Raw genomic sequence first — 22027 nt, forward strand, 5'->3', positions numbered from 1 at the left:
TGGCCCTGCGCCTGCGCCGCCTCGGCCTGGCGGCGCAGCGTCGGGTCGGCCGGCGCGGTGACCAGGCCGTCGAGCCATGCCAACGCGCCCAGCGCCACCTCGCGCCCGTCCACGCGGCCGCGCACACCCTGCCCCGGCAACGTCTGCACCGCCTCGGCCGACGGTGCCGGCACGGCCGCGCGCACGCCCAACTCGGCGGCGCGCTGCACGATGGCGCGCGCCAGCGGATGCGCCGAGCCGGTCTCCAGCGCCGCGGCCAGGCGCAACAGCGGCGCGGTCTCGGCCGCGTCGGCGACCAGCACCGCGGTCACCTGCGGCTGGCCCAGGGTCAGCGTGCCGGTCTTGTCGACCACCAGCGCGGTCAGCGCGCGGGCGCGTTCCAGCACCTCGGCGTCGCGGATCAGGATGCCGGCGCGGGCGCCGACGCCGGTGCCGACCATGATCGCGGTCGGCGTGGCCAGGCCCAGCGCGCATGGGCAAGCGATCACCAGCACCGCCACCGCGTGCACCAGCGCCTCGGCGAAGCTGCCGCCCAGCGCCCAGGTCGCGCCAAGGGTGATCGCGGCGATCGCCAGCACCGCCGGCACGAACACCGCGGCGATGCGGTCGACCAGGCGCTGGATCGGCGCGCGCGAGCCTTGCGCGGCGTCGACCATGCGCACGATCTGCGCCAGCAGGGTGTCGGCGCCGACACCGGTGGCGCGCGCGCGCAACAGGCCTAGCTGGTTGACCGTGGCCGCGTGCAGACGACTGCCCGGCGCCTTGGCCACCGGCATGGCCTCGCCGGACAGCATGGCCTCATCCACGCTGGAATGGCCCTCGAGCACCTCGCCGTCGACCGGCACGCGCTCGCCGGCAGCGACCACGAACACATCGCCGACCGCCAGTTCCGCCGCGTCCACCTCCACGATGACGCCGTCGCGCTCGACCCGCGCGGTGGTCGGCGCCAGGTCGAGCAGCGCGCGCACCGCCGCGGTGGTGCGGCGCTTGGCGCGCGCTTCGAGCAGGCGCCCGAGCAGCACCAGGGTGATGACGCTGGTGCTGGCCTCGAAGTACACGTGCTGGCCGTGCAGGCCGGCCACGGTGACCACGGCGCTGTACAGATAGGCCATGCCGGTGCCCAGCGCGACCAGCACATCCATGTTGGCGCTGCCGTTGCGCAGCGCGCGGTAGCCGGCGCGGTAGAAACGCGCGCCGATCCAGCACTGCACCGGGGTGGCGAGCAGCAACTGCAGCCAGCGCGGCAGCGGTTCGACGTGCGCGCCGCGCAGGGCGTCGCCATCCAGCATGCCGAGCATCTGCCCCCAGAACGGCAGGGTGAGCAACACCGCCGCGGCGAACAGGCCCAGCTCGCGTCGCCAGGCGCACCGCTCGCTGCGCTCGCGCTCGGCCAGCTGCGCCGGGTCCATGGCCTGGGCGACGCGCGCGCCGAACCCGGCGCGTTCGATCCGTGCGACCAGCTCCGCCGGCTCGACCGCACCAGGCACGATCTCCACCCGCGCCTTGGCCGAGGCCAGGTTGGCGTGGCCGGCGAGGACACCAGGGATTTTCGCCAGCACCGCGTCGATCGTCGCCACGCAGGAGGCGCAGTGCAGGCCGCTGAGCTCCAGGGTCAGGGTCTCGGTGGGCACGCTGTAGCCGGCCTGCTGGATGCGCTGCAGCAGCGTCGGCAGATCCACCTGCTGCGGGTCGTAGTCCACCTGCACGCGCGCGCCGGCATAGCTGGCCTGCGCCGCCACGCCGGGCAGACGCGTGAGCGCTTTTTCCACGCCCGCCGCGCAGGCGGCGCAGGTCATGCCCTGCACCGGCAAGGTCAGCGAGGCGGTGGTGCGACCCGTGCTCATCGCGACGGCTCGCCGGCGGCATCGCCGCGGATGTCGCCCAGGATCGGGCAGGCGTCCGGCGCACCGCGGCCGGGGCACTCCTCGACCAGCGCCGCCAGGGTATTGCGCATCTCGGTCAGCTCGGCGATGCGCCGATCCAGCGCCTGCAGGCGCGCGCTGGCGCGCTGCTTGATGCCCTCCACGCCATGCACGCGATCGTCCTGCAACGCCAGCAACTCGCCGATCTCCTCCAGCGAAAAGCCGAGTTCCTTGGCGCGGCGGATGAAGCGCACCCGCTGCACCGCCGCGGCGTCGTACTCGCGGTAGCCGGAGGCGCGGCGCGGGGCGAGCGGCAGCAGGCCCTGGCGTTCGTAGTAGCGCACGGTGTCGATGGCGACGTCGGCCTGGCGGGCGAGCGCGCCGATGGTGAAGCGGGCGGTGGCGGGGTCGGATCGCATGCGCACACCCTACTCCCTGGACTCGGGTCCAGAGTCAAGCCTTGCCGGATGGCGGTCGCTTGCCGCCCACGCCGGCTTCGGTATCCTCTTGTTCCTTCTGCCGCCACGTCCTGCCTGTCCGTGCCGACCTTCGCCGTCCTGCTGCGCCTGCTGCTGTGCCTGAGCCTGCTGCTCAACGGCACCGCGGCCGCCATGGCGATGCCCGGCATGCCGGCGCACGGCAGCGCGACGCACGAAGCGGCTGCCGCGGTCGCCAGCGCGGCGCCGGTGCATGCGGCGATGCCCTGTCACGACGCACCGCCACCGCCGCCGACCGACCACGGCGAGCACTGCCACGACCATGCCGGCAAGCACGGCAACTGCGGCGGCATGGCCGGCTGCCAATGCCCGCACGCGCAGCCGCTCCCGGCCCTGCTGGCGATGCCGCTGGCGCTGCCACGCTTGCCCCGCACCCTGATTGCCGCCGCTCCCCAGGGCGCGCACGGCGCACCCGGCCTGCCGCGGCTGGAACGTCCTCCCAGCGCCTGAGCGCGCGCGGCCGCCTGTTGGGCGGCCTCCTGGCGGCAGCCCACTGGCGCTGCCGCGTCCGTGCCTGCAGCGTCCTTCGGCGCTGCGCGGCGCATCGCATCCGCTGACGGACATCGCACATGAACCCATCTTCTTCCGGCCTGCCGGCGCTGCCGTCGCGGCGCCGCTTCGTGACCGGGCTGGCGCTGGGCGCCGCCGCCGGCCTCACCGGGCTGCCGCTGCGCCACGCCCATGCCAGCGCACTGGCCCGCAACGGCGCCGCGCCCTACGTGCTGCACGGCACCGACCTGGACCTGAGCATCGGCAGTACGCGGGTCAACTTCACCGGGCGCGAGCGCCCCGCCATCGCGGTCAACGGCAGCGTGCCGGCACCGCTGCTGCGCTGGCGCGAAGGCGACACCGTGACCATCCGCGTGGCCAACCGCCTGCCCGGCCACACCCAGACCTCGGTGCACTGGCACGGCCTGCTGCTGCCGGCCAACATGGACGGCGTGCCGGGCATGAGCTTCGACGGCATCTACCCGGGCGAGACCTACCAGTACCGCTTCGCCCTGCGCCAATCCGGCACCTACTGGTACCACAGCCATTCGCTGCACCAGGAGCAGGCCGGGCTGTACGGCGCCATCGTCATCGACCCGCGCGAGCCGCCGCCGTACCGCCACGACCGCGAGCACGTGCTACTGCTGTCGGACTGGACCGACCTGGATCCGGCGGCGCTGTTCCGGCGGCTGAAGCAGATGCCGTCCTACGACAACCTGTACCAGCGCACCGTCGGCGATTTCCTGCGCGACGCGCGCGAGGACGGGCTGCGCGCCACCCTCGCCGACCGCGGCATGTGGGGGCGCATGCGCATGACCCCCAGCGACCTGTCCGACGTCAACGGCAACACCTACACCTACCTGCTCAATGGCATGACCCCGGCCGGCAACTGGACCGGGCTGTTCCGTCCCGGCGAGAAGGTGCTGCTGCGCTTCATCAACGCCTCCAGCATGAGCTACTTCGACGTGCGCATCCCCGGGCTGAAGATGACCGTAGTCGCCGCCGACGGCCAATACGTGCATCCGGTGAGCGTGGACGAGTTCCGCATCGCCGCGGCCGAGACCTTTGATGTGCTGGTCGAGCCCAGCGGCCAGGACGCCTACACGGTGTTCGCCCAGGACATGGGCCGCACCGGCCACGCGCGCGGCACCCTGGCCGTGCGCGAAGGCCTGCAGGCGCCGGTGCCGGCGAACGATCCGCGCCCGCTGCTGCGCATGCAGGATATGGGCCACGCGATGGCCGGCCACGCCGGCATGGAGCACGGCGCCGGCACGGCAATGCACGGTATGGAAGGCGGTTGCGGGGCGAGCATGCACATGGCCGGCATATCGAGCATGGAGCACGCCGCGCTCGCGGCTGCAGGCGCTGCCACCGCACCTGCGCATCCACACAGCGAACGCGGCAATCCGCTGGTGGACATGCAGTCCGCCGCCACTGCGCCGCGGCTGGACGACCCTGGCATCGGCCTGCGCGACAACGGCCGCCGCGTGCTGAGCTACGCCGACCTGCACAGCCTGTTCGAGGACCCGGACGGACGCGAGCCGGGGCGCGAGATCCAGTTGCACCTGACCGGCAACATGGAGAAGTTCGCCTGGTCGTTCGACGGCATTCCCTTCGCCAGCGCCGAGCCGCTGCGGCTGAACTACGGCGAGCGCCTGCGCATCGTGCTGGTCAACGACACGATGATGCAGCACCCGATCCACATGCACGGCATGTGGAGCGACGTGGAAGACGCCACCGGCCGCTTCCAGGTGCGCAAGCACACCGTGGACATGCCGCCGGGCACGCGCCGCAGCTACCGCGTGCGCGCCGATGCGCTGGGCCGCTGGGCCTACCACTGCCACCTGCTCTACCACATGGACGGCGGCATGATGCGCGAAGTGCGGGTGGACGCATGAGCCGCCCCCACCTTGCTCCGCTCGCCCAGGCCACCGGCCTGGCGCTGCTGCTCGCGCACGCTGCGGTGCATGCGCAGCATGCCCACACGGCCGACACCGACGGCGGCGACGCACCCACTGCCGCGCCCTGCGCCTGCCCGGCACCCGCTGCCACCACACCCATGGCGGGCGCTGCGGAGGCATCGCAGCCCGGCACGGCAATGCACGGCGCCATGGACCACGCAGCCATGGGGCATGCCGCGCACGCGCCGACCATGCAAGACACGTCTGCGGCAGAGCACGCCGACGCCATGTCGCACGCGCACATGGACCACGCCACGAAGGACCACGCGGCCGCGCCGGCGTCGCAGGTCGATCACAGCCACCGCGCGCATCACGCACACGACGGCATGCATCACGACCGCATGGACCATGCGACGCCGCCTGCACCCGAACCGACAGCGTGCCACTGTCCTGCGAGCGCCGACACATCGCTGCCGCGCGAGCCGATCCCGCCGATCACCGCCGCCGACCGTGCGGCCGCGTTCCCGGTGCTGCGCGAGCACGGCATGGCGCACGGCGCCGCGCGCACCGGCTACCTGCTGGTCGATCGCCTGGAGGGCTGGGACAACGCCCACGGCAGCGGCCAGGCCTGGGAAGCGCGCGGCTGGTACGGCGGCGACATCGACCGGCTGTGGCTGCGCAGCGACGGCGAACGCGAGGGCGGCCGCACCACGGCCTCCTCGCTGGAACTGGCTTATGGCCGCGCGATCTCGCCTTGGTGGGACATGCTGATCGGCGCCAGGCAGATATTCGCGCCGGGCCGCGCGCGAACCTCGGCGGCGTTCGGCGTGCAAGGCATGGCGCCGTACAAGTTCGAGGTGTCGGCCATGCTGTACGTCGGCGAGGGCGGCCATGCCAGCCTGCACCTGGAAGGCGAGTACGACGTGCTGCTGACCAATCGCCTGATCCTGCAGCCACGGCTGGAAGCGGAACTGGCCGCGCGCGACGATCCGGCGCATCGCATCGGCAGCGGCCTGACCACCGTGGAGGGCGGGTTGCGCCTGCGCTACGAAGTCACCCGCCGATTCGCACCGTATGTCGGCGTGGAGCACGTGCGCAGCTTCGGCGACACCACCGACCTGCGCCGCGCCGATGGCGAGGCGGCGCGCGAGACGCGCTGGGTCGCCGGCCTGCGGTTCTGGTTCTGAGCGGACGGCAACGCGGCGCGGCGCTGTCCGTCGACAGTCGTTCTCCCCATCCAGGGTCGGCCGCAGTTCACCCGGTACATGCGAGGGTTCGGGCGGCCCTGTGCGCACCACGCACGCGGGGCTGTCACCGTCGATCGCCCAGGAGACCCGCTCGATGCACGAATCCGCCAACGCCGCCGTTCCCGCGGCCCGCCGGTGGCTCGGCCGGGCAGGCATCGCCTGCCTGGCCGTGCTCGCCGCTTGCGCATGTTCGACCGCCATGCAGCAACGCCTTCTGCTGCCGGACGGCACCCACGCGGCTGCCGACGCGCAGGACGCCAACGCGGCCAGGGCAGTGATCGTCTACTTCGATCGCAGCGGCGACGTCGAGCAGACCAAGCGCCGCATCAGCGCGGCGGCGGCGGGCTGGCATGCCCCGATGCTGTACACGCTCGACCGCGTCGGCGCCATCGTGTTGGGGGTCCCGACCGGGAAGACCGCCGAGCGCCTCATCGCCGACGTCGGCGCCATCGCGGGCGTGCTGATGGCGGTACCCGATGGCCAACAGCAACTGCAGCAGGACGCGTCGTCGCCCCCTTCGTCGGTGCGGTAGCCAGCGGGCCGATGCCAGGGGCGCCCGCGCCTGCGGGCGAGCGCGCTGGATGGCCTGGACGCGTCCGCGCGCGCCGGTGCGGCCGTCTCCCGCAGACGCGGCGCTGTCGGTTTCCAGGATCGGCCACGACAGGCGTCATGGCAATGCCCGCCACGGCCGAAGCCGCTGCTACAACACGGCTCCCGCAAGAATGCTTCAGCTAGGCGTGCAGCGCCGCCTGCAACCCCACCACCTCGTGCCGCGGCGGACGCAGCGCCCCCAGCGTGCCGACCAATTCGCGATAGCTGCGCGCAAGTTGCGCGAACAGTCCCGCATCGCTGTCGCGGCTCTCGGCGACTTCGGCATAGGCGCCGCGGCCCAGATCGATGAAGTAGTCCACGCTGACCCGACGTCGCGCCGCCACGCCAGGGAACAGCCCGGCGATCAGCAGGCAACCGTCGCCGACCTCACGCAAGGCGTCGGCACGTGCACGCCCCACCTGCTCCTGCGCATGCAGCCAGGCCAGCGCCTGGATGCGCGCCAGCAACTGCGCGTCGCGCTGGTAGCGCAGCAGCATGAACACCAGATAGTGCTCGCGTGATTCGTCCAGCGGCCGGCCCAGGCGCTGCCCGGCCTCGTGCACCAGCGCCTGCCACAGCTCGGCCGGCGCCCCCTGTCTGAAAGACTCGTACATGCGTCCTCCTGCGTGGTGGGAACCCTCGCAGGAAGCTTATGCATAACCCGGGCCAATGCGCTGGCAGCCGGCCATGGCGCCTGCCAAGCCAGCGGTGCGGCGACTTACTCCACCGTCACCGACTTGGCCAGGTTGCGCGGCTTGTCCACGTCGGTGCCGCGCGCCAGCGCGGTGTGGTAGGCCAGCAACTGCACCGGCACGGTGTGCAGCACCGGGCTGAGCACGCCGGCGTGGCGCGGCGTGCGGATCACGTGCACGCCGTCCGATTCGTTGAAGTTGCTGTCCTGGTCGGCGAACACGAACAGCTCGCCACCGCGCGCGCGCACTTCCTGCATGTTCGACTTCACCTTCTCCAACAAGGTGTCGTTGGGCGCGATCACCACCACCGGCATGTTGGCGTCGACCAGCGCCAGCGGGCCGTGCTTGAGCTCGCCAGCCGGATAGCCCTCGGCGTGGATGTAGGTGATCTCCTTGAGCTTGAGCGCGCCTTCCAGGGCGATCGGGTAATGCAGGCCGCGGCCGAGGAACAGCGCGTTGTGCTTGTCGGCGAAGCGCTCGGCCCATACCGCGATCTGCGGTTCCAGGTTGAGCACGTGCTGCACGCTGCCGGGCAGGTACCGCAGTTGCTCCAGGTACTCGGCCTCCTGTTCGGCGCTCAGCCGCCCGCGGCGCTTGGCCAGCACGCAGGTGAGCTGGAACAGCGCCGCCAGCTGGGTGGTGAAGGCCTTGGTCGAAGCCACGCCGACCTCTGCGCCGGCGCGGGTGTACAGCACCATCGCACTGGCGCGCGGGATCGCGCTCTCGGGCACGTTGCAGATCGACAGGGTCTTGGTATGGCCCAGCGCCTTGGCGTACTTGAGCGCCTCCATCGTGTCCAGGGTTTCGCCGGACTGGGAGATGGTCACGATCAGCTGCCGCGGATTGGCGCAGGCATCGCGGTAGCGGTACTCGCTGGCGATCTCGACGCTGCACGGCAGCCCGGCGATGCCTTCGATCCAATAGCGCGCGGTCAGCCCGGCGTAGTAGCTGGTGCCGCAGGCCAGGATCTGCACGCCGTCCACGTCGGCCAGCAGCGCCTCGGCCTTGCTGCCGAACAGCGTGGTGTCGAAGCCGCCGGCGTCGAACAGCGCCTCCAGCGTGTCGGCCAGCGCGCGCGGCTGCTCGTGGATCTCCTTCTGCATGAAGTGGCGGTACGGGCCCAGCTCCAGCGAGGCCAGCGACACGTCGGACACGTGCGGCTCGCGCTGCACCGGCTGGTCCTGCGCGTCGTACACCTGCACGCCGTCGCGGCGCAGTTCGGCGGTGTCGCCTTCTTCCAGGAAGATCACCCGGCGCGTGGCCTGGATCACCGCCGAGACATCCGAGGCGATGAAGTTCTCGCCCTCGCCCAGGCCGATCAGCAGCGGGCAGCCCATGCGCGCGCACACCAGTAGGTCCGGGCGCGACTTGCTCACCGCGGCCACGGCATAGGCGCCGGTCAGCTCCTTCACCGCCGCCTGCAGCGCGCCGAGCAGGTCGCGGCCCTGGGCGATGTAGTGGTGGATCAGGTGGGCGATGACCTCGGTATCGGTCTGCGATTCGAACACGTAGCCCAGCGCGGTCAGGCGCTCGCGCTGCTGCTCGTGGTTCTCGATGATGCCGTTGTGGACCAGCGCCAGGTCGCCATGACTGACGTGCGGGTGCGCATTGGCCTCGGTGACGCCGCCATGGGTCGCCCAGCGGGTGTGGCCGATGCCCAGCGGCGCGTGCAGGCCTTCGGCCAGCGCGGCGCTCTCGGTCTCGGACACGCGGCCGGTACGGCGCACGCGGTGGACCTGCCCGTCGGCGATGGCGGCGATGCCGGCCGAGTCGTAGCCCCGGTATTCCAGGCGCTTGAGCCCCTCGATCAGGACCGGAACCACATCGCGATCCGCGATCGCACCGACGATACCGCACATAGCCAGCCCCTCAGACGAAAAGTCCATCATTCTAGCGAAGTCCGCTGAATGTCTCGCCGCTGTCCGCTGCCGGACACAGGGCGTGTCACCCATTCCCGAGCATGCCCCCGCCCTGGTGTCCGCGAACGTGTCCGCGGACACCCGGACACCTGTCCGCACCGTCCGCACCCATGTAATTCAATGACTTGCAATTGGCACGCATCGTGCTGTGAAGTCCCCATCCTCACCGCTGCGACCGTCCGATGATCCGTGACACCTCCGCCCAGGACCAGGTTCTCGCCCGCCCCCGCTCCGCGGCCTGGCGCCGCTGGCTGTGGCCCGGGCTGATCGCGGCGCTGGTGCTGCTTGGCATCGCCTTCGCCGCACGCGGCTGGATCGCCGGCAGCCGCTCGTTCGACGCACAGCGGGTGCGCATCGCCACGGTGACCCGCGGCGACCTGGTCCGCGACATCTCCGCCGACGGCCGCCTGATCGCCGCCAACAGCCCCACCCTGTACGCGATCTCCGGCGGCACGGTGACCCTGAAGGTGGTCGCCGGCGACGTGGTCAAGCAGGGCCAGGAGCTGGCCGAGATCGACAGCCCGGAACTGCGCAGCAAGCTCGCCCAGGAAGAAGCCACCCTGGCCGGCCTGCAGGCCGAGGCCGGCCGTGCCGACCTGGACGCGACCCTGGCCCGCGCCAACGCCAGCAAGCTGATCGACCAGGCGCAGATCGAACGGCAGGCGGCCAGCCGCGACCTGGAGCGCTACCAGCGCGGCTATGAAGGCGGCGCGGTGCCGGCAGTGGAACTGGCCAAGGCCCAGGACACCCTGAAGAAAGCCGACATCGCGATGAGCCACGCGCAGAAGGATTCGGGCCTGCAGGCGCAGGGCGCCTCGCTGGACGCGCGCAACAAGCGCCTGCTCGCCGAGCGCCAGCGCGCGGTGGTGGCCGAGGTGCAGCGCCAGGTCGACCTGCTGACCCTGCGCTCGCCGTTCGACGGCCAGGTCGGCCAGGTGCAGGTCTCGCAGCACACCAACGTCGCCGCCAACGCGCCGGTGTTGAGCGTGGTCGACCTCTCCAAGTTCGAACTGGAGATCAAGGTGCCGGAAAGCTTCGCCCGCGACCTGGCGATCGGCATGCCGGCGCAGTTGACCAGCGGTGCCGGCGAACCCTTCGCCGGCGCGATCTCGGCGGTGTCGCCGGAAGTGGTCAACGGCGAGGTCAACGCGCGCATCCGCTTCACCGACAAGCAGCCGCCGGGCCTGCGCCAGAGCCAGCGCATGAGCGCGCGGGTGCTGCTGGATACCCGCAAGAACGTGCTCAAGCTCGAGCGCGGCCCGTTCGTCGAGCAGTCCGGCGGCCGCTACGCCTACGTCATGGACGGCGACTCGGCGGTGCGCCGCCCGGTCGAACTGGGCGTCACCAGCCTGGGCGAAGTCGAAGTGCGCTCGGGCCTGCAGCCGGGAGACCGGGTCGTGGTCTCCGGCAGCGACCTGTTCGGCGATGCGCCGCAGGTGACGGTGCATTGAAGGCTGGGATTGGGGAGTCGGGATTGGGGATTCGCAAGCCTCTCTCGTTTTCCTTTCCTGGCCACTGATTCCGAATCCCGACATCCCTAATCCCTAATCCCCAATCCCCGCTCCACCACCACAGGAACTCACGCCATGCTCGAAATGCGCTCCGTCTCCAAGGTCTTCCGCACCGAACAGGTCGAGACGCATGCGTTGCGCTCGCTGGACCTGCATGTCCGCGAGGGCGAGTTCGTCGCCGTCACCGGGCCGTCGGGGTCGGGCAAGACCACCTTCCTCAACATCGCCGGGTTGCTGGAAACCTTCACCAGCGGCCAGTACCTGCTCGACGGCCAGGACGTCAGCAACCTCAACGACGATGCGCGCTCGCGCATGCGCAACCAGAAGATCGGCTTCATCTTCCAGGGCTTCAACCTGATCCCCGACCTCAACCTGTTCGACAACGTCGACGTGCCGCTGCGCTACCGCGGCATGGGCGCGGCCGAGCGCAAGCAGCGCATCGAGGAGGCGCTGAGCCGGGTCGGGCTGGGCTCGCGCATGAAGCACTATCCGTCCGAACTGTCCGGCGGCCAGCAGCAGCGCGCGGCGATCGCCCGCGCCCTGGCCGGCAGCCCGCGCCTGCTGCTGGCCGACGAACCGACCGGCAACCTCGACTCGCAGATGGCGCGCGGGGTGATGGAACTGCTGGAGGAGATCAATGCGCAGGGCTCGACCATCGTCATGGTCACCCACGACCCGGAACTGGCCGCGCGCGCGCAGCGCAACGTGCACATCGTCGACGGCCAGGCCACCGACCTGCAGCGCGAACCGGTGCTGGTGCAGGGCGGCGCGGCGGCGGCGTCCGCCAACGATCACCGCTGAGACAGGCCCTGCCATGTCGCTGCCGTATGCCGTGGAACTGGGATTGCGTGGAATGCGTCGGCATCCGCGCACGGTGTTGCTCGCCGTGCTCACGCTCGCCCTGGGCCTGGCATCGGTGATGACGATGCTGACCTTGCAGGCGATGCTGTCCGCCGATCCACTGCCCGGCCTCAGCCAGCAGCTGTACCTGGGCTGGGTGGACTCGCGGCAGGTCGCCCGCCAGGACGACCCCGACGCTGGCGAGCCGCCTCAGGCGCTGTGGAAGCTGGACGATGCCACGGCATTCATGGCTACGCTGCCGCAGGTGCGGCAGGCGGCGCTGACGCTGAGCACGTTCGACGTGAGCGACCAGGCACGCACGCGCCACCAGCAGGCCTACGCGATCAGCGCGCTGGGACCGATGCCGGCGCTGTTCGGCCTGCCGCTGCGGTCCGGCCGCTACTGGACGGACGCAGAAGAACGCAACCGTGCGCCGGTGGCCATCATCAGCCACGCGCTCAGCCTGAAGCTGCTGGGCAGCGAGAACGGCGTCGGCCGGCAGATCCGACTGGGCAAGCAGCTGTTCCAGGTCGTCGGCATCAGCGACGACTGGAGACCGCGCCCGGCCTTCTACTTCCTCAATGGGCCGGAAGCGGCCTGGCAGCAGTATCCGCTGGAGGTGTTCGTTCCGGCACGGGCGGCCCTGGACGCGGACGCCAAGCCGGGATTCGTCCAGGACTGCGACGACACCGGCCACGCCGGCGTGCGCTTCAACGAACTCGACCTCGGTGCCTGCCGCTGGCTGATGCTCTGGGCGCAGTTGTCCACCCCCGTGCAGGTAAACGCCTACCGCGATGCGCTGTCCGCGTTCGCACAAGCGCGCCATGCCGATGGGGTTTTCCAGCGCGCGCCGCAGGTCGCCTTGTACGGCGTGGCCGAGTGGCTTGCGCGCAACCGCGTGGTCCCGGACAGCGTGCGCCTGAACGTCTGGCTGGCGCTCGCGCTGCTCGGGCTGTGCATCGTCAATGTCGCCGGCCTGCTGGCCGCACGTTTCCTGCGCCGCTCCGCCGAAATCGGCGTGCACCGGGTCCTGGGCGCCCCGCGCGCGGCGGTGTTCGTCCGCTGCCTGACCGAAGCCGGCGCGATCGGCCTGTTGGGCGGCGTGCTGGCATTGCCGGCCACGCTGTTCGGCCTGTGGATCGTGCGCATGCAGGCGGAGGCCTACAGCGACCTGGCACGCTTCCAGCCCAGCCTGTTCCTGGCGATGGTGGCGCTGGCGATCGGCACCGGCCTGCTGGTCGGCCTGCTCCCGGCGTGGCGTGCAGCGTTGCTGCAACCGGCGCTGCAAGTGAAAAGCCTCTGAGGGCCCGTCGATGCCACTGCGCCCCTATCTCTCACCCCTGTTGCGGCATCCGCTGATGCCGCTGCTGGTGATCGTGCAGACCGTCCTGGCCTGCGCGATCCTGACCAACGTGCTGTTCCTGCTGTGGCAGAAGCTGGCGCCGATGCTGGTCCCGGACGGCATCGCCCGCGATGAGGTCATTTTGGTCGACCAGGTGATCAATGGCCAAGGCGGCTGGAAAGCGCCGCAGATCCGCGCCGGCACCGACACGCTGCGCCGCATCCCCGGAGTCACCGCGGTCTCGCCGACGATCGGCCTGCCAATGAGTTCCTCCATGGTCATGGTCGGCCGCGTCGCCGGCCCTGCGGCGACCGAGCGCGTGAGCCTGCTGGTCGGCGACGACCTGATCGATGCGTTGGGCCTGGACCTGGTGGCCGGACGCAACTTCAGCGCCGACGAAATGCGGGTCGGCGACCTGCCCGCCGCGACCGCGTCCGACCGCACCACCGCGGTCATCCTCACCCAGGCGCTGGCGCAGCGGCTGTTCGGCTCGCGCCCGGCGCTGGGCGGCGTGCTCACCAACGGACAGGCGAACGCGACCAAGCGTTTCGTCGTGGTCGGCATCGTCCGCCACCTGCTGCGCTACCAGCTCGACGCGCTGGACGACGGCAAGGCCGAGTACACGATGCTGACGGCGGGCACAGTCACCGGGACGCCGATCCTGACCTACGCGGTGAGGACCGCGCCGGAGCGGCGCGCGGCCGTGATGGCCGAGATCCCGCAACGTCTGCAGCAGTTGTTCGGCGACGCGCTGCTGCGCGGGATCACGATCCGTGCGAACGACTACGAATCCCAGCGCAACGAACGGCTCCAGCCGCGCCGCGCCGCAGTGTGGCTGTTCGGCACCGCCAGTGCGGTGGTCACCCTCATCACCCTGATCGGCATCGCCAGTCTCAGCGGTTTCTGGATCCAGCAGCGGACCCGGCAGATCGGCATCCGCCGCGCCCTGGGCGCCAGCCGCGGCCAGATCCTGCGGCATTTCCTGCTGGAAAACCTGGTGGTCATCGGCAGCGGCGTGGTCCTGGGCATGCCATTGGCCTACATCGCCAATCTCTGGTTGATGCAGCACTACGAGCTGCCGCGGCTGCCCGCCGCCTGCCTGCCGATCGGCTTGCTCGCCCTGTTGCTGCTAGGCCAATGCGCGGTGTTGTCGCCGGCGCGGCGCGCCGCCGCGATCCCGCCCGCCACCGCCACCCGCAGCGCCTGAGCCAAGGACCCCATGTTCCGTTACTACATCCAACTGGCAGTACGCAGCCTGCGCCGCAGCCCGGTGCTCACCGCGCTGATGGTGCTGTCCATCGCCGTGGGCATCGGCGCGGCGATGACCACGCTGACGGTGATGCGGTTGCTGTCCGGCGATCCCTTGCCCGGGCGCAGCCAGCAGATCTTCTTCGCGCAACTCGATCCGCGCCCCAGCAACGGCGCCAACCAGACGCCGTACGACAAGCTCGACTACCCCTCGGCCATGGACCTGTGGACGCGCGGGCGCGCCGATCGCCAGGCCATGGTCGCCGAGAGCGAGATCAAGGTGCACGCGGCGGACGGCGCCACCCCGCCGTTCATGACCCAGTTGCTGATGACCCAGGCCGATTTCTTCCCGATGTTCCAGGTGCCGTTCGCCTACGGCAGCGGCTGGCGCGCGCGCGACGACCAGGACCGGGCGCGGGTGGCGGTGATCTCGTCCGACCTCAACGCCAAGCTGTTCCAGGGCCGCAACAGCGTCGGCCGCAGCCTGCTGGTGCGCGGCACGGCGGTGCGCATCGTCGGCGTGCTGGCGCCGTGGCGGCCGTCGCCGCTGTTCTACACGCTGGCCGGCGGCAGCTTCGCCCATGGCGATACCGCCAGCTTCTACGGACGGCCGCAGGACGTGTTCATGCCGCTGTCCAGCAGCCTGGAGGTCAACGACGGCCACATCCAGCCGTGGACCTGTTTCAGCAAGCCCGAGGCCAACCTGGACCTGCGCAGCGCGCCGTGCGTGTGGCTGCAGTTGTGGGTGCAGTTGGACACGCCGGCGAAGGTCGCCGACTACCGCCGGCTGCTGGCCGACTACGCCGCGCAGCAGCACGCCGCCGGGCGCATCGGCCGCGCCGACACCGCGCGCCTGCTGTCGCTGCCGCAATGGCTGGACCATAACCGCGTGGTGCCGGGCGACGTGCGCCTGCAGAGTTGGCTGGCGCTGGCGTTTCTGGGCCTGTGCCTGTTCAACAGCGTCGGCCTGCTGCTGGCCAAGTTCCTGCGCCGCGGTGGCGAGATCGGCGTGCGCCGCGCGCTGGGGGCCTCGCGCCGCGCGATCTTCGCGCAGTGCCTGACCGAGGCCAGCGTGATCGGCCTGCTCGGCGGCGCCGGCGGCTGGCTGCTGACCCTGCTGGGCCTGTGGAGCGTGCGCCAGCAGCCCACCGCCTACGCCGACCTGGCGCATCTGGACCCGACGACGTTCGCCGGCACCTTCGCCCTGGCGATCGCCTGCAGCCTCGCCGCCGGCCTGTTCCCCGCCCTGCGCGCCAGCCGTATCGCGCCGGCCATGCAACTCAAGAGTCTGTAACCGGGGCCCGCGACCATGCAGATCACGCCCATCCTCAGCGCGCTGTCGCGCCATCGCATCGCCGCCGCGCTGATCGCGCTGGAAGTGGCGCTTGCCTGCGCCGTGCTGTGCAACGCCTTCTTCCTGATCGGCAATCGTCTGGAGCTGGTGCACCTGCGCAGCGGCATCGACGAGACCGCGCTGGGCCTGGTGTCGCTGTCCGGCTGCGACGGCTGCAACGCCGCCGACGTCAACGCCCGCGCGCTGGATGCGGTGCGCCGCACGCCCGGCGTGCGCGCGGCAGGTGCCATCAACACCGTCCCGTTCGCGCCGCCGGTGTTCAACAACGGGCTTTGCCTGGACCAGGACTGCACCCGGGTCGGCGGCGTGCCGCACTTCTACATGGTCAGCCCGGGCGCCGTCGCGGCACTGGCGCTGCAGCCGGACAGCGGCCGCGCGTTCGGCGACGCGGACTACCAGCCGCTCGACAACGGCATCCCGACCGCGGCCGGTGTGTGGATCACGCGGGCGCTGGCCGCGCACCTGTGGCCGGGCCAGGATCCGCTGGGCAAGGAATTCTGGTCCGGCGGCCATTTCCGGGTGATCGGCACGCTGGAGCACCTGGCGCGCCCCGATCCGGGCCGCAGCGAGGATGGCGTGATCGGCAGCGACTGGTCGGTGGTGATCCCGGTGCGCGAGGCCGCGCAGTCCGGCACCTATGTGCTGCGTGCCGATCCGCGCGACTTGCCACGGGTGTTGGCGCAGGCGCGCGCCGCAGTGGCACGGGCGGTGCCCGAGGCGGTGCTGGACAACGCCAACAGCAAGCCGCTGGACGACCTGCGCCAGACGTATTTCCAGAGCGACCGGGCGATGACCGGGCTGCTGGTGGCGATCATCGTCGCGATGCTGCTGGTGACCGCGCTGGGAATCGTCGGCCTGGCCAGTTTCTGGGTGCAGCAGCGCACCAAGCAGATCGGCATCCGCCGCGCGCTCGGCGCCACCCGCCGCGACATCCTGCGTTATTTCCAGACCGAGAATCTGCTGCTGGTCGGCGCCGGCGTGGCCCTGGGCATGTTGCTGGCCTACGGCGGCAACGTGCTGCTGATGCGGGTCTTCGAACTGGAACGGTTGCCGGCCAGCTACCTGCCGGTCGGCGCGCTGCTGCTGTGCGCGCTGGGCCAGCTCGCCGTCCTCGGCCCGGCGCTGCGCGCCGCCGCCGTCGCCCCCGCCATCGCCACCCGCAGCGCCTGACCCGGAGCCCGCATGTTCGCTTACTACCTTCGCCTGGCGCTGCGCAGCTTCGGCCGCAACCGCATCCTCACCGGGCTGATGGTGCTGGCCGTGGCGCTCGGCATCGGCGCGTCGATGACCATGCTGACCGTGCTGCACACGCTCTCCGGCGACCCGCTGCCCGGGCGCAGCGCCACGCTGTTCCATCCGCAGCTGGATCCGCGTCCGCGCAACCTGCCCAGCGCCGACCCCGAGCCGCCGGACGAGCTGACCTGGCAGGACGCCACCGCGCTGTACCGGGCACAGGCGGCGCCGGCGCAGACCATGACCAGCGCGAACTGGCTGCCGGTGCGCCAGACCGTGCCCAACAGCCCCTTGCGCATGCTCACCACCCGCGCCGCCACCGCCGACCTGTTCGGCATGTTCGGCATGCGCTTCGTGTACGGCAGCGGCTGGAGCCGGCGCGACGACAGCCAGCGCGCGCCGGTGGTGGTGCTGAGCCGCAAGCTCAACGACGCGCTGTTCGGTGGCGCGGACAGCGTCGGCAAGACCCTCACCATCGCCACACGCCCGTTCCGGGTGATCGGAGTGATCGACGCCTGGAACGCGCAGCCGCGCTTCTACGATCTCAACTCCGGCGCGTACACGCCGCCGGAGGAACTGTACATGCCGTTCGAGACCTGGCTGGACCTGCCGCAGGACTACGGCTACGGGCCGATGCAGTGCTGGGGCAAGGATGGCGAGGCCGGCCTGCACGACCCCAAGGCCGCGCAATGCACCTGGGTGCAGTACTGGGTGGAACTGGAAAGCCCGGCGCAGGCCGCCGACTACAAGGCCTACCTGGAGAACTATTCGGCCCAGCAGCGCGCCGCCGGCCGCTTCCAGCGCCCCAACAACGTGCGCCTGCGCAACGTCATGCAGTGGCTGGACCACAACGAAGTGGTGCCCGGCGACGTGCGCCTGCAGCTGTGGCTGGCGATGGGCTTCCTGCTGGTGTGCCTGCTCAACACCGTCGGCCTGCTGCTGGCCAAGTTCCTGCGCCGCAGCGGCGAGATCGGCGTGCGTCGCGCGCTCGGCGCCTCGCGCGGGGCGATCTTCGCGCAATGCCTGGTGGAGGCCGGCGCCATCGGCCTGGCCGGCGGCGTGGCCGGCCTGGGACTGGCCACGCTCGGGCTGTGGGCCGTGCGCCAGCAGCCGGCCAGCTACGCCAAGCTGGCGCATCTGGATCCCAGCATGCTGGCGCTGACCTTCGCCATGGCGGTGGGCGCCAGCCTGCTCGCCGGCCTGTTGCCGTCGTGGCGCGCCATCCAGGTGGCCCCCGCCCTGCAGCTCAAGTCCTGATCCTGCGCGCCCTGCGCCTTCCACGCTTTCTAACAAGGTCATCGCCATGGATATCCGCCCCATCCTGTCCACCCTGCGCCGGCACAAGACCGCCGCCGCGCTGATCGTGCTGGAGATCGCCTTGGCCTGCGCGATCGTGTGCAACGCGCTGTTCCTGATCGGCAACCGCATCGAGACCCTGCACCGGCCCAGCGGCATCGCCGAGTCGGAACTGGTGACGATCTCGCTGGGCGGCATCGGCCAGCAGGTCAACGCCGCCGCGCGCACCCGCGAGGACCTGGCCGCGTTGCGCGCCGTACCCGGCGTGCGTAACGCCACCCTGCTCAACCAGGTGCCGTTCGTGCACTACTCCTGGAACACCAGCCTGTCGCTGACCCCGGACCAGGAGCGGCCCACCCTCAACGCGGCGCAGTACATGGCCGAGGAGGGCACGCTGAAGACCCTGGGCCTGAAGCTGGTGGCCGGTCGCGATTTCGCGCCCGACGAGTACATGGATCTGGAAGCGGCGCAGACCGACAAGCGGATCCAGGAGAAAGGCACCGCGATCATCCTCAACCGCGCCACCGCGGAAAAGATGTTCCCGGGGCAGAACGCGCTGGGCAAGACCGTGTACACCGGGCCGGTGGGCGCCCGCGTGGTCGGCATCGTCGAGACCCTGGCGCGGCCCACCGCCGCCAGCGGCCTGGCCGAGATCGACTACGCGATGCTGCTGCCGTTTCGCCTGAGCTACACCGACGGCCTGTACGTGCTGCGCGTCACCGACCCGGCGCGGCGCCAGGAAGTGCTGAACGCGGCCACCGCGGCGCTGATGAAGGTCGACAGCAGCCGGCTGGTGCTCAAGCAGCAGACCTACAGCGAGATCCGCGACGCCTACTTCCAGGGCGACCGCGCCATGGTGTGGCTGCTCGGCGCGGTGTGCGTGGCGTTGCTGGTGGTAACCGCGCTGGGCATCGTCGGCCTGGCCAGCTTCTGGGTGCAGCAGCGCACCAAGCAGATCGGCATCCGCCGCGCGCTCGGCGCCACCCGCGGGCAGATCCTGCGCTACTTCCAGACCGAGAACTTCCTGCTGGCCAGCACCGGCATCGTGCTCGGCATGCTGCTGGCCTACGCCATCAACCAGTGGCTGATGGGCAAGTACGAACTGCCGCGGCTGCCGCTGTCCTACCTGCCGATCGGCGCGGTGGCGCTGTGGTTGCTCGGCCAGCTGGCGGTGTTCGCGCCGGCGCGCCGCGCCGCCGACGTGCCGCCGGCCGTCGCCACCCGCAGCACCTGATCCATCCCGTTGGCCGGCTCCGGCCGGCCTTTTTTCATCGAGCGCGCCATGCCCCGCAACCATCGCCCACTGCCGTCCTCCGGTCTCCTGCGCCACGCGCCTGCGTGGCCGCAGCCATGCCCGATCGGCCTGGCGGCGCCGGTGCGGCGCGGCCGTTGAACGTCGCCGCCATGGCACTGGGTCCGATGCTCTCGACGCTGTCCCGGCACCGCACCGCGGCGACGCTGATCGTGCTGGAGATCGCGCTGGCCTGCGCGATCGTCTGCAACGCGCTGTTCCTGATCGGCAACCGCATCGCGACCCTGCGCAGCGCCAGCGGCGTCGCCGAAGCGGAACTGGTGACGATCGCCCTCGGCGGCATCGGCCGGCAGGTCGACGCGGCGGCACGCACCCGCGAAGACCTGGCCGCGTTGCGCGCGCTGCCCGGCGTGCGCAACGCCACCGTCGTCAACCAGATGCCGTTCGGGGACGCCGCCTGGAACGTCGGCCTGAATCTGACCCCCGACCAGGAATGGCCCACGCTCAATGCCGCGCAGTACAAGGCCGAGGACGCCACGCTGCGCACGCTGGGCCTGCGCCTGATCGCCGGGCGCGATTTCCGCGCCGACGAATACCTGGACCTGGACGCCGTGCGCAACGACGAGCGCCTGCGCAACGCCGGCGGCGCGGTCATCCTCAACCGGGCGGCGGCGGAGAAGATGTTTCCCGGACAGAACGCGCTGGGCAGGACCGTTTACCGCGGCACCGTGCCGGCGCAGGTGGTCGGCATCGTCGACGCCCTGGCCCGCCCCAACCCGGACCTGGTCGGCCCGGCGCAGGCGCCCTACGCATTGCTGATTCCGCTGCGCATGCCCTACACCGACGGGCTGTACGTGCTGCGCGTGCGCGACCCGGCGCAACGCCAGGCCGTGCTCGCCGCGGCGACCGCGGCGCTGATGCAGGTGGACAGCAGCCGGCTGGTGCTCGATCAGCAGACCTACAGCGAGATCCGCGACGCCTATTTCCAGGGCGACCGCATCATGGTGTGGCTGCTCGGCGCGGTGTGCGTGTTGTTGCTGGTGGTCACCGCGCTGGGCATCGTCGGCCTGGCCAGTTTCTGGGTGCAGCAGCGCACCCGGCAGATCGGCATCCGCCGTGCCCTCGGCGCCACCCGCAGCCAGATCCTGCGCGACTTCCAGGCCGAGAATTTCCTGCTGACCAGCGCCGGCATCGCGCTGGGCATGCTGCTGGCGTACGCGATCAACCAGTGGCTGATGGGCCGGTACGAACTGCCGCGGCTGCCGCTGTCCTACCTGCCGCTCGGCGCGGCGACGCTGTGGCTGCTCGGCCAGTGCGCGGTGCTCGCGCCGGCGCGGCGCGCGGCGGCGGTGCCGCCGGCCGTGGCCACCCGCAGCCTCTGATCCCGTCCTTCCATCGCCCGCCACCGCCCCCTTCTCCAGGACACCACGATGTTCGGCTACTACTGCAAACTGGCGCTGCACAGCTTCGGTCGCAACCGCCTGCTGACCGCCCTGATGGTGCTGGCGATCGCGGTCGGCATCGGCGCGTCGATGACCACGCTGACCGTGTTCCACGTGCTGGCGGCCGATCCCATTCCCGGCAAAAGTGCGCAGCTGTTCAATGTCGAACTCAATCTTCAGCCGGACGACCACTACGATCCGAACGACACCGATCCGCAGCAACTGAGCCGGCACGATGCCGAGACGTTGCTGCGCGACCGGCGCGGCGACCGCCAGGCGATGATGTCGGCCGGCGGCGTGACCGTGATCCCTGCGCAAGCGGCGCAGACCCCGTTCGGCGCCGAAGCGCGCTACACCAGCGCCGATTTCTTCCCCATGTTCGCGGTGCCGATGCGCTACGGCCACGCCTGGACCGCGGACGACGATGCCCGGCGCGCGCGCGTGGTGGTCATCTCGCAACGCCTCAACGCGCAACTGTTCGGCGACGTGGACAGCGTCGGCCGCGAACTGCAGCTCGGCGATAGCGTGCTGCGGGTGGTCGGGGTGATGGGCGACTGGAACATGAATCCGCGCTTCTACGACCTGACCAATACCGAGTACGGCAACAGCGAGGACGTTTTCGTGCCGTTCTCCACCGCACGCGACCTGGACCTGGACGTCAGCGGCTCGATGTCCTGCTGGGGCGACACGGCCGATGGCAAGAACAGCGAAAACGCCCCCTGTGCCTGGATCCAGTACTGGGTGGAACTGGACAGCCCCGGCAAACGCGTCGCCTACCTGGACGCCCTGCAAGCGTATGCGCAACAGCAGCGCGACGCCGGCCGCTTCAGCCATCCGCCGGACATCCGCCTCAGCGACGTGATGACCTGGTTGGACCGCAACCACGCGGTGCCCTCCGACGTGCGTCTGCAGGTGGGGCTGGCGCTGGCGTTCCTGGGCATCTGCCTGCTCAACACCGCCGGGCTGATGCTGGCCAAGTTTCTGCGCCACAGCGGCGAGATCGGCGTGCGCCGCGCGCTCGGCGCCTCGCGGCGGACGATCTTCGCCCAGCATCTGATCGAAGCGGCGGCGATCGGCCTGGCCGGCGGTGCCGGCGGCCTGCTGCTGGCCTGGATCGGCACCTGGCTGGTACGGCAGCAGCCGGCCGACTACGCCGCGCTGGCGCACCTGGACGGCCGCATGTTGCTGCTCGCCCTGGCGATGAGCCTGGGCAGCGCGCTGCTCGCCGGCCTGCTGCCGGCCTGGCAGGCGATGCGTGTGTCCACCGCCCTGCAACTCAAGTCGCAATGACGCGCCGCGCGCGCCCTCTCC

At 70.9% G+C, this 22027-nt stretch carries 18 protein-coding genes; 14 read left to right on the forward strand and 4 right to left on the reverse strand.

What is annotated here, in order from left to right; genetic code table 11:
* Together CEK66_RS07765 and CEK66_RS07770 are read right to left on the reverse strand one after the other, a co-directional pair.
* On the reverse strand, positions 1 to 1844 hold a 1844-nt coding region (locus tag CEK66_RS07765), incomplete at its 3' end, for a heavy metal translocating P-type ATPase (RefSeq protein WP_152236476.1).
* The gene (locus CEK66_RS07770) at positions 1841 to 2281 is read right to left on the reverse strand and encodes a heavy metal-responsive transcriptional regulator (RefSeq protein WP_152236477.1); all 441 of its coding nucleotides are present in this window, start codon (positions 2279 to 2281) and stop codon (positions 1841 to 1843) included. The genes CEK66_RS07770 and CEK66_RS07765, both read right to left, overlap by 4 nt.
* Positions 2282 to 2401: 120 nt before the next feature.
* Here CEK66_RS07770 and CEK66_RS07775 point away from each other — a divergent pair, with 120 nt between their 5' ends.
* The 4 genes from CEK66_RS07775 (at position 2402) to CEK66_RS07790 (ending at position 6528) form a co-directional block, all read left to right on the forward strand.
* Positions 2402 to 2809 carry a CopL family metal-binding regulatory protein gene (locus CEK66_RS07775; protein ID WP_152236478.1) on the forward strand — a complete coding sequence of 136 codons (408 nt, stop codon included), beginning with the start codon at positions 2402 to 2404 and terminating at the stop codon, positions 2807 to 2809.
* 119 nt (positions 2810 to 2928) lie between these two features.
* A complete protein-coding gene (locus CEK66_RS07780; RefSeq protein WP_152236480.1) occupies positions 2929 to 4746 on the forward strand; it encodes a copper resistance system multicopper oxidase in 1818 nt (605 codons plus the stop codon).
* Positions 4743 to 5936 (forward strand): copper resistance protein B, encoded by a 1194-nt coding sequence (locus CEK66_RS07785; RefSeq protein WP_152236481.1) that lies wholly within the window; start codon positions 4743 to 4745, stop codon positions 5934 to 5936. The genes CEK66_RS07780 and CEK66_RS07785 overlap by 4 nt, the downstream gene beginning before the upstream one ends.
* Positions 5937 to 6090: 154 nt before the next feature.
* On the forward strand, positions 6091 to 6528 hold the full coding sequence (locus tag CEK66_RS07790) for a hypothetical protein (protein ID WP_152236483.1): 438 nt from the start codon (positions 6091 to 6093) through the stop codon (positions 6526 to 6528).
* A 199-nt stretch (positions 6529 to 6727) separates the two neighbouring features.
* Here CEK66_RS07790 and CEK66_RS07795 read toward each other — a convergent pair whose 3' ends face one another.
* Entirely contained in the window at positions 6728 to 7201 is a 474-nt protein-coding gene (locus CEK66_RS07795; protein WP_152236484.1) for a hypothetical protein, read from the reverse strand.
* A 104-nt stretch (positions 7202 to 7305) separates the two neighbouring features.
* Complete coding sequence (gene glmS / locus CEK66_RS07800) at positions 7306 to 9138, reverse strand: glutamine--fructose-6-phosphate transaminase (isomerizing) (RefSeq protein ID WP_152236529.1); 1833 nt, start codon at positions 9136 to 9138, stop codon at positions 7306 to 7308.
* Between the two features lie 242 nt (positions 9139 to 9380).
* On the opposite strand from glmS, the gene CEK66_RS07805 reads away from it, so the two are divergent.
* The 10 genes from CEK66_RS07805 (at position 9381) to CEK66_RS07850 (ending at position 22006) form a co-directional block, all read left to right on the forward strand.
* Positions 9381 to 10649: an efflux RND transporter periplasmic adaptor subunit gene (locus CEK66_RS07805; protein WP_017910318.1), complete on the forward strand. Its 1269-nt coding sequence runs from the start codon at positions 9381 to 9383 to the stop codon at positions 10647 to 10649.
* Positions 10650 to 10784: 135 nt separating this feature from the next.
* The gene (locus tag CEK66_RS07810) at positions 10785 to 11510 is read left to right on the forward strand and encodes an ABC transporter ATP-binding protein (protein WP_017910317.1); all 726 of its coding nucleotides are present in this window, start codon (positions 10785 to 10787) and stop codon (positions 11508 to 11510) included.
* Between the two features lie 13 nt (positions 11511 to 11523).
* A complete protein-coding gene (locus CEK66_RS07815) occupies positions 11524 to 12852 on the forward strand; it encodes an ABC transporter permease (protein ID WP_226978534.1) in 1329 nt (442 codons plus the stop codon).
* Positions 12853 to 12862: 10 nt separating this feature from the next.
* Positions 12863 to 14098: an FtsX-like permease family protein gene (locus CEK66_RS07820; RefSeq protein ID WP_026144633.1), complete on the forward strand. Its 1236-nt coding sequence runs from the start codon at positions 12863 to 12865 to the stop codon at positions 14096 to 14098.
* Positions 14099 to 14110: 12 nt separating this feature from the next.
* Positions 14111 to 15433, forward strand: a complete 1323-nt coding sequence (locus tag CEK66_RS07825; protein ID WP_152236487.1) for an ABC transporter permease — start codon at positions 14111 to 14113, stop codon at positions 15431 to 15433.
* 15 nt (positions 15434 to 15448) lie between these two features.
* Complete coding sequence (locus CEK66_RS07830) at positions 15449 to 16663, forward strand: FtsX-like permease family protein (protein ID WP_152236489.1); 1215 nt, start codon at positions 15449 to 15451, stop codon at positions 16661 to 16663.
* 12 nt (positions 16664 to 16675) lie between these two features.
* Positions 16676 to 17983 (forward strand): ABC transporter permease, encoded by a 1308-nt coding sequence (locus CEK66_RS07835; RefSeq protein WP_152236490.1) that lies wholly within the window; start codon positions 16676 to 16678, stop codon positions 17981 to 17983.
* A gap of 46 nt (positions 17984 to 18029) precedes the next feature.
* On the forward strand, positions 18030 to 19256 hold the full coding sequence (locus CEK66_RS07840; protein ID WP_152236491.1) for an FtsX-like permease family protein: 1227 nt from the start codon (positions 18030 to 18032) through the stop codon (positions 19254 to 19256).
* Positions 19257 to 19426: 170 nt separating this feature from the next.
* A complete protein-coding gene (locus CEK66_RS07845; RefSeq protein ID WP_152236530.1) occupies positions 19427 to 20656 on the forward strand; it encodes an FtsX-like permease family protein in 1230 nt (409 codons plus the stop codon).
* Positions 20657 to 20704: 48 nt separating this feature from the next.
* On the forward strand, positions 20705 to 22006 hold the full coding sequence (locus CEK66_RS07850) for an ABC transporter permease (RefSeq protein ID WP_152236493.1): 1302 nt from the start codon (positions 20705 to 20707) through the stop codon (positions 22004 to 22006).
* Positions 22007 to 22027 lie beyond the last annotated feature (21 nt).

It is taken from the genome of Xanthomonas sp. LMG 12460, from assembly GCF_009192895.1.
In the GTDB taxonomy this organism is placed as follows: Bacteria; Pseudomonadota; Gammaproteobacteria; order Xanthomonadales; family Xanthomonadaceae; genus Xanthomonas_A; species Xanthomonas_A sontii.

What these genes read in the sequence shown, in the direction of transcription:
- CEK66_RS07770 (WP_152236477.1), bottom strand. Translation starts at nt 2,281, where the DNA reads ATGCGATCCGACCCCGCCACCGCCCGCTTCACCATCGGCGCGCTCGCC.
- CEK66_RS07780 (WP_152236480.1), top strand. Translation starts at nt 2,929, where the DNA reads ATGAACCCATCTTCTTCCGGCCTGCCGGCGCTGCCGTCGCGGCGCCGC.
- CEK66_RS07785 (WP_152236481.1), top strand. Translation starts at nt 4,743, where the DNA reads ATGAGCCGCCCCCACCTTGCTCCGCTCGCCCAGGCCACCGGCCTGGCG.
- CEK66_RS07790 (WP_152236483.1), top strand. Translation starts at nt 6,091, where the DNA reads ATGCACGAATCCGCCAACGCCGCCGTTCCCGCGGCCCGCCGGTGGCTC.
- CEK66_RS07795 (WP_152236484.1), bottom strand. Translation starts at nt 7,201, where the DNA reads ATGTACGAGTCTTTCAGACAGGGGGCGCCGGCCGAGCTGTGGCAGGCG.
- glmS (WP_152236529.1), bottom strand. Translation starts at nt 9,138, where the DNA reads ATGTGCGGTATCGTCGGTGCGATCGCGGATCGCGATGTGGTTCCGGTC.
- CEK66_RS07805 (WP_017910318.1), top strand. Translation starts at nt 9,381, where the DNA reads ATGATCCGTGACACCTCCGCCCAGGACCAGGTTCTCGCCCGCCCCCGC.
- CEK66_RS07810 (WP_017910317.1), top strand. Translation starts at nt 10,785, where the DNA reads ATGCTCGAAATGCGCTCCGTCTCCAAGGTCTTCCGCACCGAACAGGTC.
- CEK66_RS07815 (WP_226978534.1), top strand. Translation starts at nt 11,524, where the DNA reads ATGTCGCTGCCGTATGCCGTGGAACTGGGATTGCGTGGAATGCGTCGG.
- CEK66_RS07820 (WP_026144633.1), top strand. Translation starts at nt 12,863, where the DNA reads ATGCCACTGCGCCCCTATCTCTCACCCCTGTTGCGGCATCCGCTGATG.
- CEK66_RS07825 (WP_152236487.1), top strand. Translation starts at nt 14,111, where the DNA reads ATGTTCCGTTACTACATCCAACTGGCAGTACGCAGCCTGCGCCGCAGC.
- CEK66_RS07830 (WP_152236489.1), top strand. Translation starts at nt 15,449, where the DNA reads ATGCAGATCACGCCCATCCTCAGCGCGCTGTCGCGCCATCGCATCGCC.
- CEK66_RS07835 (WP_152236490.1), top strand. Translation starts at nt 16,676, where the DNA reads ATGTTCGCTTACTACCTTCGCCTGGCGCTGCGCAGCTTCGGCCGCAAC.
- CEK66_RS07840 (WP_152236491.1), top strand. Translation starts at nt 18,030, where the DNA reads ATGGATATCCGCCCCATCCTGTCCACCCTGCGCCGGCACAAGACCGCC.
- CEK66_RS07845 (WP_152236530.1), top strand. Translation starts at nt 19,427, where the DNA reads ATGGCACTGGGTCCGATGCTCTCGACGCTGTCCCGGCACCGCACCGCG.
- CEK66_RS07850 (WP_152236493.1), top strand. Translation starts at nt 20,705, where the DNA reads ATGTTCGGCTACTACTGCAAACTGGCGCTGCACAGCTTCGGTCGCAAC.